The 12,512-nt window shown below is 37.5% G+C and carries 15 protein-coding genes; 4 read left to right on the forward strand and 11 right to left on the reverse strand.

What is annotated here, in order from left to right:
• Window positions 1–177: 177 nt before the first annotated feature.
• A complete protein-coding gene (locus tag CA265_16980; protein ARS43033.1) occupies window positions 178–1,524 on the reverse strand; it encodes a deoxyguanosinetriphosphate triphosphohydrolase in 1,347 nt (448 codons plus the stop codon).
• A 139-nt stretch (window positions 1,525–1,663) separates the two neighbouring features.
• On the opposite strand from CA265_16980, the gene CA265_16985 reads away from it, so the two are divergent.
• The gene (locus tag CA265_16985; protein ARS41256.1) at window positions 1,664–2,026 is read left to right on the forward strand and encodes a hypothetical protein; all 363 of its coding nucleotides are present in this window, start codon (window positions 1,664–1,666) and stop codon (window positions 2,024–2,026) included.
• 10 nt (window positions 2,027–2,036) lie between these two features.
• Window positions 2,037–2,231, forward strand: coding sequence for a hypothetical protein (locus CA265_16990; GenBank protein ARS41257.1), 195 nt, complete (start codon window positions 2,037–2,039; stop codon window positions 2,229–2,231).
• A gap of 271 nt (window positions 2,232–2,502) precedes the next feature.
• Here the strand turns inward: CA265_16990 and CA265_16995 are convergent, their stop codons facing one another.
• The 7 genes from CA265_16995 to CA265_17025 all read right to left on the reverse strand — a co-directional run bounded on the left by CA265_16995 (window position 2,503) and on the right by CA265_17025 (window position 7,103).
• On the reverse strand, window positions 2,503–2,787 hold the full coding sequence (locus CA265_16995; GenBank protein ID ARS41258.1) for a hypothetical protein: 285 nt from the start codon (window positions 2,785–2,787) through the stop codon (window positions 2,503–2,505).
• Between the two features lie 147 nt (window positions 2,788–2,934).
• A complete protein-coding gene (locus CA265_17000) occupies window positions 2,935–3,228 on the reverse strand; it encodes a hypothetical protein (GenBank protein ARS41259.1) in 294 nt (97 codons plus the stop codon).
• A 52-nt stretch (window positions 3,229–3,280) separates the two neighbouring features.
• Window positions 3,281–3,586: a 30S ribosomal protein S10 gene (locus CA265_17005; protein ID ARS41260.1), complete on the reverse strand. Its 306-nt coding sequence runs from the start codon at window positions 3,584–3,586 to the stop codon at window positions 3,281–3,283.
• 136 nt (window positions 3,587–3,722) lie between these two features.
• Window positions 3,723–5,837, reverse strand: a complete 2,115-nt coding sequence (locus CA265_17010; protein ARS41261.1) for an elongation factor G — start codon at window positions 5,835–5,837, stop codon at window positions 3,723–3,725.
• A 127-nt stretch (window positions 5,838–5,964) separates the two neighbouring features.
• The gene (locus CA265_17015) at window positions 5,965–6,432 is read right to left on the reverse strand and encodes a 30S ribosomal protein S7 (protein ARS41262.1); all 468 of its coding nucleotides are present in this window, start codon (window positions 6,430–6,432) and stop codon (window positions 5,965–5,967) included.
• A 17-nt stretch (window positions 6,433–6,449) separates the two neighbouring features.
• On the reverse strand, window positions 6,450–6,863 hold the full coding sequence (locus CA265_17020; protein ARS41263.1) for a 30S ribosomal protein S12: 414 nt from the start codon (window positions 6,861–6,863) through the stop codon (window positions 6,450–6,452).
• A gap of 18 nt (window positions 6,864–6,881) precedes the next feature.
• Complete coding sequence (locus tag CA265_17025; protein ID ARS41264.1) at window positions 6,882–7,103, reverse strand: hypothetical protein; 222 nt, start codon at window positions 7,101–7,103, stop codon at window positions 6,882–6,884.
• Window positions 7,104–7,371: 268 nt separating this feature from the next.
• Between CA265_17025 and CA265_17030 the strand changes: the two genes are divergently transcribed.
• Together CA265_17030 and CA265_17035 are read left to right on the forward strand one after the other, a co-directional pair.
• On the forward strand, window positions 7,372–8,277 hold the full coding sequence (locus tag CA265_17030) for a band 7 protein (GenBank protein ARS41265.1): 906 nt from the start codon (window positions 7,372–7,374) through the stop codon (window positions 8,275–8,277).
• Window positions 8,278–8,463: 186 nt separating this feature from the next.
• Window positions 8,464–9,036: a hypothetical protein gene (locus tag CA265_17035; GenBank protein ARS41266.1), complete on the forward strand. Its 573-nt coding sequence runs from the start codon at window positions 8,464–8,466 to the stop codon at window positions 9,034–9,036.
• Here CA265_17035 and CA265_17040 read toward each other — a convergent pair.
• The 3 genes from CA265_17040 to CA265_17050 all read right to left on the reverse strand — a co-directional run bounded on the left by CA265_17040 (window position 9,020) and on the right by CA265_17050 (window position 12,501).
• Window positions 9,020–9,478 (reverse strand): hypothetical protein, encoded by a 459-nt coding sequence (locus CA265_17040; protein ID ARS41267.1) that lies wholly within the window; start codon window positions 9,476–9,478, stop codon window positions 9,020–9,022. The genes CA265_17035 and CA265_17040 overlap by 17 nt on opposite strands.
• A 4-nt stretch (window positions 9,479–9,482) precedes the next feature.
• Window positions 9,483–10,883: a hypothetical protein gene (locus CA265_17045; GenBank protein ID ARS41268.1), complete on the reverse strand. Its 1,401-nt coding sequence runs from the start codon at window positions 10,881–10,883 to the stop codon at window positions 9,483–9,485.
• 94 nt (window positions 10,884–10,977) lie between these two features.
• Window positions 10,978–12,501, reverse strand: a complete 1,524-nt coding sequence (locus CA265_17050; GenBank protein ID ARS43034.1) for a RagB/SusD family nutrient uptake outer membrane protein — start codon at window positions 12,499–12,501, stop codon at window positions 10,978–10,980.
• Window positions 12,502–12,512: the final 11 nt, after the last annotated feature.

Raw genomic sequence — 12,512 nt, forward strand, 5'->3', positions numbered from 1 at the left:
AAGGCGAATTACAAATACTAAAACGATTTTAAACAACTACAAATCAACAACTTAAATAAAATTTAATTTTATAATTTTACACAAACACCGAATTTAAGGCTTGCTTAAGCCTCGAAATCAGAAGAAAAACAGCGCCTGACTGCGATTAATCGTAGGTAAAAAGCAAAATCAGATTTCTTAGGTTTCTGAAGGAAAGGATATCCCTTTAATATTGCGGTATAAATCAACTGCATACAAATCTGTCATACCCGAAACAAAATCCAGTACACTCTGTATGATCGAATAAATATCGGTCAAATCAGTATGGTATTGTTTGGGTATAAGTTTAACCAGTTTTTTGTAATAGTGTGTATTGTTATGAATAAGTGCTGGGACAAACTCTTCCAATAAACCAGCCATAATTTTATAACCGGCAACCTCTTTTTGTATCACTGATGAGAAATTGTAGATCCGCTCGACTGAAATTTTTTCAACAGCTTTCCAGGCCGAGATATAGGGTTCGGGCAGTAAATCGGTTAAACTATGGTTCAGCTCTCCCTTTAATAATTTTTCTTGCTCTCTAAAAAATATGGCCGCGCATTGGTTTGTTAAAGTATTAATCGCTTTGGCCCGCAACAAACCAATTTTAGCATCATCGTCTTCATAGTCGTGCTTTAACCGGTCTTCTATGGTGGTAGAATTGGCAAATGGTAACAGATAACTTTTTACTTCTTCGTAGGAAAGGATCTTTAAGCGGTGTGCATCTTCCAAATCAATGATGCTGTAACAGATATCATCGGCAGCTTCGACCAGATAAACCAAAGGATGGCGTTTATAAATGAGGTATTCGCCTTCTTCTTTCTCCAGCTGAAGTTCGGCTGCGATCTTTTTAAAAGTTTCTTCTTCAGACTGAAAGAAACCGTATTTTTTGCGATGCAACAATCCTTTTTGTTTACCAGCAATGGAGGCGCAGGGATATTTTGCAATCGAAGCTAAGGTTGAATAGGTTAAGGCATAAGCATCATTCCCTTTTCCTTTTAAAGGGTGGGTAAGAATCCGGATGGCATTGGCATTACCTTCAAAATTAATTAAATCATGCCACTGCGATTTGTTCATTTCTTTCTGATAAACCTTTCCGTCACCATCGGTAAAATATCTTGAAATGGCGGCTTCACCAGAATGCCCAAAGGCTGGGTTTCCCAAATCGTGCGCCAGTGCAGCGGCAGCTACAATATTACCCACTTCATTAATTAATGGAACATCTTTAATCAGTTGGGGCTGGTGTTCTTCCACGCTTTTTAAAAATATATTGGCCATGGAGCGGGCTACACTGGCCACCTCTAAACTATGCGTTAAACGGTTATGTACAAAAACACTTCCCGGTAATGGAAAAACCTGGGTTTTATTCTGCAACCTTCTGAAAGGAGACGAAAAAATCAACCGGTCGTAATCGCGCTGAAAATCTGAACGTGCCCGATCTGTGCTGGCACCGTATTGCTCTTGTCCGTATCTCTTATTCGAAAGTAAATATTTCCACTCCATTATCGCGTTGGCATTTAAAATTTGGCGCAAGTTAAACAAAACGCGAAAATGGTTAAGCATAAAAACATAGGTAAATTTTACCATTAAAATTGTGCTTCAAACTATTTCTAAGCTCATCTGTTTAATGTAAATAGACAATACTATGAAAACGAACATATATAACAAGGAAGAGCATATTGAAGGTTATGTAGGATCAGGCGATGAGCAATCAGAAAAGTCTGATGTACAAAAGGCTTATGAAGCTGCTAATGATACCGATGTCGTAACCAGTTATGGTAAAGAACCTAGCGAATTGATTAAGGGAAATCCTTTAGCAAAAGATGGCCTGGATAATTCAGGTACACAAGGTAAAGATTCCCTTAGTGACGATGCCTACAACAGTTCAGATAAGAACCCAAGCATCCAGAGTGCCGCAAGCCATACCGGAAGTTCATCTGACGATTTCAAAACGAATAACGGCATTAACGAAGCTGATGAAAATCATGCCTTAAATACAGGAATATAAACAAATAATTATGGGACTATTAAAATATGCCATTTTAGGCGCAGCAGCCGTATATGGTTTTAAATATGCTACAAAAAAGCGGGCAACTGACGGAAAATCGTTAATTGATGACTTTAAGGAAAAAGCTCCAGGGTATGTGGATAAGGTTAAAAATTATTCTGAACAAATAAGGCAGGACTATCGCCAGACAAGCGATTTATACTGACAATTAATCGGGTACAGAAAGACATCCGTAATTGACATATATCAATATGTTAATGCCCTACGGTTTGTAAATTGACAATAAGTTCTTGAAATTTGCAGGGCTGTAGGATTCGCGACAAAGATTAATAAAATCAGAGACTAAACTATTTAAGGGCATTTGCTACTTGATTAACGCATTTCAGTTGTGGAATCCTAATTAATTTCCATCTACCGGAAAATGCATAGATCTTATAAAGGGATTATTCTACATGAATAGTCTCTTTATAAATAGATCATAAATCTTTCCCACTCAAACCTTTTTCATTATTCTTGTTTCTATTCCCAATGTCTTCACCCTGGCTTAAATTCGAATTATTTAAATTTTCATTTACGGCATGTTTAGGATCATTTTCTGTTTTCAATAAGTGCGACTCTTCAGGTTGATCTTTGCGTTTAAAATCGGCGCGTTTATGTCCATAAGTAGCCTCTCCATTATCCCATTCAATATCTTCCTCATTCCGGTTAATCTCCGAATTAGGGTCTATATTTTTATTCTCATTCATTTCCATAGCCATCATTTTTTGTAGATACTATAACAACAATTTGTACGATAAAAAAGTTTACTTCAAGTATTAATAACCTGAGTTAGATTGGATAATGTCCTTTTATTTAACCCTGTATGAACATTTTGTATGAACAGGCGTCACCTTACAATCCATTCTCAGCTACTTTACACCTTTACTCTGCTCTAGCTGCGTTCCACTATCTAAATCGTCTTTAGACGATCCATTTTCATCGCGGTGTTTTGGTGGATTTTCCATTCTACTTTCTTCCAGTTCAGAAAAATCACCATCTTTTTGATTGCCCACTTCGCCATGTGAAGAGGGTTTTTCTTTCCGTTCTTCTTTAGGATCAGCAAAATCCTGACCTTCAACCGGTAATCCTTCGTGCTTTTTATCTTCCTTAGTCATATCAGTACAACCAGCCAGGCCTGCTTTTGTTTTGGAATTTAGGTGCATAAAAAAAAGGCCCCGATTTGCATCGAGACCTTTTCTGTTCTTTTAAAATCAATTAAACTTTGATTTCAACTTCCACACCACTAGGTAATTCAAGTTTCATTAAAGCATCAACTGTTTTAGAGTTAGAGCTATAAATATCCAATAAACGTTTGTAAGCGCACAATTGGAACTGCTCTCTAGCTTTTTTGTTTACGTGTGGAGAACGTAAAACAGTAAAGATTTTTTTCTCTGTAGGAAGTGGAATTGGTCCACTTACAACTGCACCCGTAGGTTTAACAGTTTTTACGATTTTCTCAGCAGATTTATCTACCAAGTTGTAATCGTAAGATTTTAATTTAATTCTGATTCTTTGGCTCATCTTATTTTTAATTATGGTTTCCTGTTAGAGCTATTAACAACAGAAACCGGATTTATTTTTAAAAAGGTGGAGGGTTTAGGGTGTAAGGCTTAGGGTTTAAAACCTTTAACCTTACGCCTTTTACCTCATTCCTTATTTAGTCTTCAGATTTTACTCTTCCTTTAGATTTAGCAACTACTTCATCCTGTACGTTTTTAGGCGCAGCTTCATAGTGGTCAAATTCCATTGTAGAAGTTGCACGACCTGAAGTGATTGTACGTAACTGCGTTACATAACCAAACATTTCAGAAAGTGGCACAGTAGCTTTAATTACCTGAGATCCGTTACGGGTATCCATACCTAATAATTGACCACGACGACGGTTCATGTCACCGATTACATCACCCATGTTTTCTTCAGGGGTTAAGATTTCGATTTTCATGATTGGCTCCATCAAAGTAGGTTTACATTTCGGTAAAGCCTCACGATATGCCATACGGGCAGCAAGCTCGAATGATAAAGCATCTGAATCGACTGCGTGGAATGAACCATCAATCAAACGTACTTTCATATCAGGAAGCGGATAACCAGCTAATACACCGTTAGCCATTGCAGCAGCAAATCCTTTTTCTACTGAAGGGATAAACTCACGTGGAATAGAACCACCTGTAATTTCGTTTACGAACTGTAAACCACCTTTTTCGAAATCAGCATCAATTGGTGAAATAACCACCTGGATATCGGCAAATTTACCACGACCACCAGATTGTTTTTTATAAGTTTCACGGTGTTGAGTACTACCAAAAATTGCTTCTTTGTAAGCTACTTGTGGCGCACCCTGGTTAACCTCAACTTTAAATTCGCGTTTTAAACGGTCAATTAAAATATCTAAGTGTAACTCACCCATACCAGAGATAACGGTTTGGCCAGTTTCCTGATCAGTTTGCACTCTGAATGTAGGATCTTCTTCAGCTAATTTAGCCAAGCCCATACCTAATTTATCAACGTCAGCTTGAGTTTTAGGCTCAATAGCTAAACCGATAACCGGCTCAGGGAAGTTCATAGACTCAAGAACGATTGGGTTTTTCTCTTCACAAAGGGTATCACCAGTTTTGATATCTTTAAATCCTACTACTGCAGCAATATCACCAGCAGCCACATTAGGCACAGGGTTTTGCTTGTTAGCGTGCATTTGGAAGATACGGGAAATACGCTCTTTACTTTCTGAACGGGTGTTGTACACGTAAGAACCAGCTTCTAAGTTACCCGAGTAAACACGGATAAAACATAAACGGCCTACGAATGGGTCAGTTGCAATTTTAAATGCTAAAGCTGCAAATGGCTCATTGATACTTGGTTTTAATAAAACTTCAGCACCTGTATCTGGATTAGTACCAGTTACACCTTCTGAATCAAGAGGTGAAGGCAATAATTCCATCACATAATCCAACATGGTTTGAACACCTTTGTTTTTGAAAGATGAACCACAAACCATAGGAACGATTTTAGCATCTAAAACAGCTGCACGTAAAGCATCTAAAATTTCGCGCTCAGTGATTGAGTTTGGATCTTCAAAGAATTTCTCCATTAAAGACTCATCATAATCAGCAACTGATTCTAGTAATTTCTCTCTCCACTCCGCAACCTCATCTAACATATCTTCAGGGATTGGCACTTCAGTAAAGGTCATACCTTTATCATGCTCATTCCAAACGATACCACGGTTGTTGATCAAATCAACCACACCTTTAAAGTTATCTTCAGAACCGATAGGTAATTGTAATGGAACTGCATTACTACCTAACATATCTTTAACTTGTTTAACAACTTTTAAGAAGTCAGCTCCAGAACGGTCCATTTTGTTAACGAAACCGATACGGGCAACATTGTAGTTGTTAGCCAAACGCCAGTTGGTTTCTGATTGAGGCTCAACACCATCAACTGCAGAAAACAAGAACACTAAACCATCTAATACACGTAACGAACGGTTTACCTCTACGGTAAAATCCACGTGTCCTGGTGTATCGATAATGTTCATGTGGTAAGCCTGACCTCTGTATTTCCACTCAACCGTAGTTGCAGCAGAAGTGATCGTGATACCACGCTCTTGCTCTTGTGCCATCCAGTCCATTGTTGCAGCACCTTCGTGCACTTCACCAATTTTATGACTTACACCAGCATAATAAAGAATACGCTCAGTTGTTGTAGTTTTACCCGCATCAATGTGAGCCGCGATTCCAATATTTCTTGTAAATTTTAAATCTCTTGCCATTATGTTTTTAGTATTGATTTCACCGATTTAAAAGATTTCACCGATCATTTTACATAATCGGTGAAATCAATTTTATCTGTGTAATCCTATAATATCTGTGTAATCTTACTAATCTGTTAATCCTAAATTAGAATCTGAAGTGAGAGAACGCTTTGTTAGCCTCAGCCATTTTGTGCGTATCTTCTTTCTTCTTAACAGCAGCACCTTCACCTTTAGCAGCAGCTACGATTTCACCAGCTAATTTCTCTTTCATGGTTTTTTCGCCACGTTTACGAGCATATAAAATTAACCATTTCATACCTAAAGCTGTTTTACGCTCTGGTCTAACCTCAGTTGGAACCTGGAAGTTAGCACCACCAACACGACGAGATTTAACCTCTACAGCTGGCATAATGTTAGTTAAAGCACGTTTAAAGATCTCTAAACCGTTTTCGCCTGCTTTTTTCTCAGCAATTTCAACAGCATCGTAAAAAATTGAATAAGCGATAGATTTTTTTCCATCGTACATCATATTGTTTACAAAACGAGTTACCTGAACATCATTAAATTTTGGATCAGGAAGAATAATTCTCTTTTTTGGTTTTGACTTTCTCATTTCTTATTTCCTCCCGATTATTTCTTTTTACCTTTTGTTGGTGCCGCAACTACCTGTCCTGGTTTAGGACGTTTAGTACCATATTTAGAACGACGTTGGTTACGACCAGCTACACCTGATGTATCTAATGCACCACGGATGATGTGGTAACGTACACCTGGTAAATCTTTAACACGACCACCACGGATCAATACGATTGAGTGCTCCTGTAAGTTGTGACCTTCTCCAGGAATGTAAGCATTCACCTCTTTACCGTTCGTTAAACGAACACGGGCTACTTTACGCATTGCTGAGTTTGGTTTTTTAGGGGTAGTGGTGTACACACGTGTACATACACCTCTTCGCTGTGGACAGCTGTCCAACGCTGGAGACTTACTCTTGAACTCCAGTGCTACTCTACCTTTTCTAACTAATTGTTGAATGGTTGGCATTGTGCTTTTTTATGTTTTTTATTTAAAAAATTTACCGCTCCCCCGGCATCCTTGCAGATAGCCCATAAAACGGACTGCAAAAGTAGAACAATTCTTTTTAAAAATCAAGGGGTTAGCGTAAAAAGTTTTGAGTTTGCAATTATCAGTTTTCAGTTGAAGATTAAGGCGTTGCAGTTCCGTTTTCAGTTTTGAGTTTTCAGTCAACGGTTCTCGCTCTAAATCCCCTGGCGTGATCGTCATGCTGAACTTGTTTCAGCATCTGATTGAGCTGTTCAAATAATTTTTGGAAAGCAGTTTCAGTCATCCTTAGGCTGGCTTCGGCCCTGCTAATGTTACAAGCTCGCGAAAAACTCGCTTTCCACGTATATCAGGTTTAGTTAGCAAGGTAAACCGAGCGTGTTAACGGACTGATTTTCCGAAGCTAATTTCCATATACTCAAAACCACACCTGCCTTAATTCATAAAAGATTGTAGTAAATACTTTATCTTTAATAAAAATCTAAATTATATGTTCTTAAGTATTGTTGGAATTATTATCATTTTTATCGGCTTTGCCGTATCAAGCCAAAATAACCTTATTGGTCGTTATAGCAGTATCACTAAAATTATTGGTGTAGTGTTCGTGATCATTGGCTTATCATTTTCTATGTTTAAAGTTATCGATGCAGGCGAGGTTGGGGTTAAAACCGTTTTCGGAAAGGTTGATAACGAAGTTTTATATAGCGGCTTAAACGTAATTAATCCCATTGCCGTAATTACCCCTTTTGATGTTAAAACCCAAAACTACACCATGTCTGGCGTGCATGATGAGGGCAATAAGCAAACTGATGATGCTTTACGTGTTTTATCGGCAGATGGCCTGGAGGTGATCATCGATCTCTCCGTACTCTTCAGGGTAAAGGGAAGTGCTGCTCCAAATATCTTAAGGGAAATAGGCACCGATTATCTGGAAAAGATTGTTCGCCCGGTTTCCCGTACCGCCATACGCGATAACGCCGTTGCTTATGATGCCGTTGCATTGTACTCGAGTAAACGGGATGAATTTCAATCTAAAATATTTAACACCATAGAAAAGAGTTTTGCGAAAAGAGGTTTAGAGCTAGAACAACTTCTGGTGCGTAACATTACCTTGCCAGCATCAGTAAAAGCCAGTATCGAATCTAAGATAAATGCCGAACAGGATGCACAAAAGATGACGTTTGTGCTTCAAAAGGAACGCCAGGAAGCAGAACGGAAAAGAGTAGAAGCACAAGGTATTGCTGATTATCAGCGCATCCTTTCTACCGGATTAAGCGATCGCCAGCTCCAGTACGAATCGATTCTGGCTCAAAAAGAAATTGCGAAATCGGCCAATACCAAAGTGATTATTATGGGTAATGGCAAAACCGCACCGATTATTTTAGGTGGCAATTAATTCATGAAAATTCAAAAAAAAATCGACTATAGACTAAAAGTCCATAGGTTTAATGATGAATGAAATTAGTTGTTAAAAAAAGCCACAGATTCGCAGATTGTAGTTAATCTGTGTCAAAAAAATAAAATTTGCAGAAAAGAAAGTCTTGCACTAAGAGTGCATAGTTTCAACTAATGGATAAGACCAATGAAAACAAAAATCATCACCATCATATTTTGTAGCATCGCATATCTGTGTAATGCGCAAACATCATCAGCTACCAAAAGAAAGGCCAATGTAGATTTTGATGCTTACGAGAAACTCATCCCCGAGGTTAAAGCCCATCGCAAAAGTAAGCTCATTGATTTACCAACGTTTTTAAAAATGGCGCAAGAGAAAGGCACTGTTATTTTAGATACCCGTTCTGACAGTCTATTTAAACGGAAACATGTTAAAGGCGCCATTCATTTAAATTTTGCTGATTTCACGCAACAAAATCTGTTAAGGATTATCCCCAATGCGGATACCAAAATATTAATTTATTGCAATAATAATTTTATTGATGACCAGGTAAATTTCGCCAGTAAAGTAGTTATGCCTGTTTTAATAAAGAAAAAAATAGCCCCTATTTCGTTGGCCTTAAATATCCCTACTTACATTAACCTATATGGCTATGGATATAGAAATGTATATGAACTTTCTGAATTAGTAAGTACACAGGATAAACGAATAACCTTTGAAGGAACCATCGTTAAAGCTGTTATTAATTACAATCCTTAAAGTTATCCTTAAGTACTTTTAACCGCGCTACTGCTGCCTCTAGTTCTTTAGGTGCTTTACCATACTCGTAGGTAATTTTGTATTGTTTACCATCGGCATTGATGGCAATCCATTCTGCTCCTCCGTCTGCGCAATCAGGGCAGCCAATTACTTCTGGCAAAGCTGAAATCTTCTCCAGATTTAATTCGTTTTTAATGGCATTTACATCAGCCTCAGAAATTGTTTTGCTGCAAGTTTTGGTATCAGCTGTCTGCCCGTTTTTCGATTTAGAAAAAGTAAGTTTCAAATCGCTGATAAGTAAATTATTGGAACAATAGCCCACACACATCCCAAACGACGATCCATAACCAATGCTGTTTAAGTTTTTAATTTCGCCTTTTTTACATGCCGAAAAAGACAGGGTTATTAAAATTGCAAAAATGAGTGGTAAAGTTTTATTCATATGGTTAAGGTTTTAAATAAGGGCTTAATTGCTCCGAAGTTACAAATATCCCCCTATATGCAGGCACAGATGCTTCCATTGTCCATAACAATATACCTTTTCTATCCGTGAGTACAACAATGTGTCTTTTTGAGCTGCAGCACAATATATTGTCCTTATTAATCATGTAAGCGCTTCCCATGCGATCGTTATAGATTTGTGGGGGCAGCTGAATATGCATATCTAAACTTGCGCTTTGCGTCTGCTCGTTTAATTTAAAAGCATAAGCTCCTGATCGGTGTTTTTCTATTCCATTATCAAAAAACATTAAATTACCTTCAGCATTAATATGCACTGCATGGGCCTGGGAGAAATCTGTATGAGCTGGCATTTTAATGTTACCACCTTTGCCAAATTTCCAGATTACTTTGCCTGTTTTGGCATCAACTTTCCAAATTTGCCCATTATTGTAAAAGGAAATGATGTAGTTCCCGTCTTTATCATAGTTTAAGCTATTGGCATGCATCCAGTCTTTTTTGGTTTTAAGTAAAGACTTGTCACTAAAAGGATCAAGGCTATCAAACACACTCCATTTCCAGATCTGTTTACCTTTTTTATCCATCACTAAGATACCATCACCATTTATTGTATCCTGTTTGCTACCGCCGATATGGCTTAAATCGGTTATTTTCTGATCAACAAAAAGTGTAACCAACTCTCCCTTTTGATTTTTTAAAATCTCGTGGTGGATGGTCTGCTTAAAATCGCCCTGGCCTTTTTTTAAGTTTAAAACCGTATCTCCATCTAAGTTAATTTCCAATATCTGGCTACCGTAGCTTGTTGGTTCATCATTGCCGCCCAAAATAGAAAGCAAGGTTTTATCTTTTGTAAAATTAATTACTTTGAAACCTACATTATCAATCATATGGTACCACCGCAGCCTCCCTTTATAATCGACCAGATAGGCCATCCCAGGCGAATATCGTTTGTTAACCAGGATTAATCCGTTCTTAAGTTCTTTGGGAATTAGTTTATCATCGGCACTTTTTGCTTTAAACTGGTCTTTAAGCCATTCAGGCAAATCGTTAGAAACGAAAGTGTAAGTCTTACTTGTTTTTTTTGCCCCGTTTTTTACGGTAATAATCTGATAAGCATAACTTGTTTTGGGAATAATATTGCATAGCACAAATTTGTGACTGCTTTTATCTTTAGATAGCGCAGTACTTTCCTTTTGTGCGTTTGCAATTTTATCTGGCCAATATTCTACATAGGCATCTACGGCAGTATTGGCCGTTACATCAATCTGTATTTTTAATACATTGTTATTATGTAGTCCTACCTTTATTTCTTCGATGCCATCGCTCGTGTAACATCCATAAAAAGCAAATATTAACAGTAAAGCAACAAGTTTTAAAAAGTATCTCATAAATTGAAAATATTAAAATGCAGGAGCGTTTGTAAATAAAAAAGAATATGCAGTAAAAACTACATATTCTTTTTCATTAATAATAATTTCTGTCTTAATTTCTTCGGCCAGCATTATTCAAATTAGGGTTAATGCTAACCTGACTCGTAGGATAAGGGAAAAATTGATCTCTTGGCATTTGTATAGACGGGCTTTTACCTATTCTAGCCAGATAGGCATTAACGACTTGCTCGTATTTGCCCATTCTTACTAAATCAGCCCTGCGTTTACCTTCATAAAATAGTTCCCAGCCTCTTTCCTGTAAAATTGCATCTCTAAATGTGCTTTGATTCAAGTTAGCTAAAACCAGTTCAGTTGCATGAGAACGGCGTTTAACTTTATTCACCAACTCTATACTTTCAGTTGAAGGGCCTCCATTAATTTCATTTAATGCTTCTGCTCTACTCAACAAAATGTCTGCATAACGAAGGATATTAACACTGTGACCATCGTAATATGTGTTGGCTCCGTTCGGATCAGCATATTTTGATGTAGCAACATTAGGCATATATAACACTCCAGCCGGAGCAATAGCGCCTAAAGTAGGGGCTTGTTTGTGAATCAAATTATCGGTACCCGTATATTCTGCAAAAAACATTTTTTTCCTATCGTCGGCATTATTGAAACTATTATAGAAATCCCATGTAACGGCATAATATTGCCACCTTTCGGTAAGCACTGGGTGCTCTAATGGCCCAAAGTGATTTAATAGCTCTGTTCCGTTTACATTTGCATCGCTTAATACAGAAAAAATATTTTCTACGCACCAGGTATTGCTTTCCGCGAATAATCCAGCGTAGGTTGGGTATAAATCATACACTTTTAAATCAATCACCTGCTGGCAATAATCTGCTGCTTTTTGCCATTGATGATCGCGTAAATATAATTTTGCCAACATTCCAAGAGCCGCTCCTTTGGTTGCCCTTCCCACATCATTATTTGGATAAATAGGATTATTTACATAGTTCAATGGTAAATTGGCAGCTGCATATTCTAACTCGCCGATTAAATACTTGTTCATGTCGGCTAAGGAAGTTAGCTGTGGTTTGGCGCTATAATCTTTAGCAGCCATTTCTTTTTCAGTTATTAATACAGAAGGACCCCATATATCTGTTATATCCATGTAAGCAATAGCCCTTAAAAACCTAATTTCCGCTAAAAATTTACTTTTTTCAGCATCCGTAATGCTTTTCATAGGTGTAATATTTGAAATTGCCACATTTGCATTTGCAATTAACTTATAAATCTGCCTCCAATCTTCTAAAATTAACCCATTTGATGAGTTCCATTGGATGTTTGAAAGTTGACCTGGATCACCCCCATAATCGCAATGACCAAGATCTGTGGTTAAATCTGTTAAGGCAAAATGACGAACCGTCCAATAGTCATAATTATCGCCAACTGAAGGTCCTTTTAATCTCGCATAAACCGCATTTACACCAGCAATGGCATCCGATTTCGTGACGAAAGCATTTTTTTCAGTTAGAATACTGTACACTTTTGGCTCTAAACTCTTTTTACAAGAAAATTGTATAACAAGTGCAATTGTCAGTAAAAGAATGATATTATATTTTTTCATGATGTTAAATT

The sequence above is a fragment of the Sphingobacteriaceae bacterium GW460-11-11-14-LB5 genome (assembly GCA_002151545.1).
GTDB lineage: Bacteria > Bacteroidota > Bacteroidia > Sphingobacteriales > Sphingobacteriaceae > Pedobacter.